Source organism: Candidatus Aquicultor secundus (assembly GCF_002791875.1).
GTDB classification, from domain to species: Bacteria; Actinomycetota; Aquicultoria; order Aquicultorales; family Aquicultoraceae; genus Aquicultor_A; species Aquicultor_A secundus.
Genome location: NZ_PFNG01000029.1, coordinates 591 through 1438, shown reverse-complemented (window position 1 = coordinate 1438; position 848 = coordinate 591). Strand labels below are relative to the sequence as shown.

The window sequence follows — 848 nt, the reverse complement described above, 5'->3', positions numbered from 1 at the left end:
GCTTAAAAAGGATTTCCTCGCGTATGCCGATTTTGCCGATGTCGTGAAGCAGTGCAGCAACGTGTAATTCTTCGAGTTCTTCGATTGAGAATCCCAGCTCTTGACCGAGAAGAAGAGAATATCTCGCGACGTTTTCCGAGTGTCCTCTGGTATACGGGTCCTTAGCTTCGATGGCCTCAACAAACGCTTTAACGGTGTTAAGATGAAGCTCTCGAAGCTCCTGGTTGAGTGAGGCAAGTGTTTCCTGGGAGGAGCGCACTTTCCCAACCATGAGATTAAACGTATGTGCTAATTCCGATATTTCATCGTTTGAGTTAACGCTTAATATATACGAGTAGTTACCTTCCGCGATTGTCTCGATGGCGTTACCAAAGGCAGCAAGACGCTTGCGGACCCACCGTACGAGGATGAAGGCGACTGTTATGAACGCTAGGACGACCGCGATATCTAGTTCGATCATAAAAAGCTTTAATTGCTGTCGAACCGCATCGGCCTTGCGCATTGATCGGGAAGAGTCCTCTCGTGCCAGTTGCAATATTCTTAAAATCGATGTATTGAATTGCTTTAGCGACGAGTCAAACTTACCCTGCGCCAGTCGACGTGCAGGGCTTGCGGGTGCCGTTGCAAACAGCTGACGGGCCGAAGTCGATATCGTTGCGGCCTGTTTTGGGAGGCCCGCTATCGACTGGTGGCATGAAAAACAATCGCCTTTAAGTGGCGGTTCAACCGGTTTGGATTGCGCCAATTCTGAGAGATGGTTAAGCCCTAGCTGAACTCGGGCGGAATCGTGTTTTTTTATGCCTTCTTTAAGGATGCCTATATAGTGCTTAATTGATTGCGTCCGATTG

At 48.6% G+C, this 848-nt stretch carries 1 protein-coding gene; it reads right to left on the bottom strand.

The genetic code is table 11. The annotated features are described in order from the left end of the window. The coding region (locus tag COY37_RS00975; RefSeq protein ID WP_286975574.1) for an HD-GYP domain-containing protein at nucleotides 1-848 on the bottom strand (848 nt) is incomplete at both ends.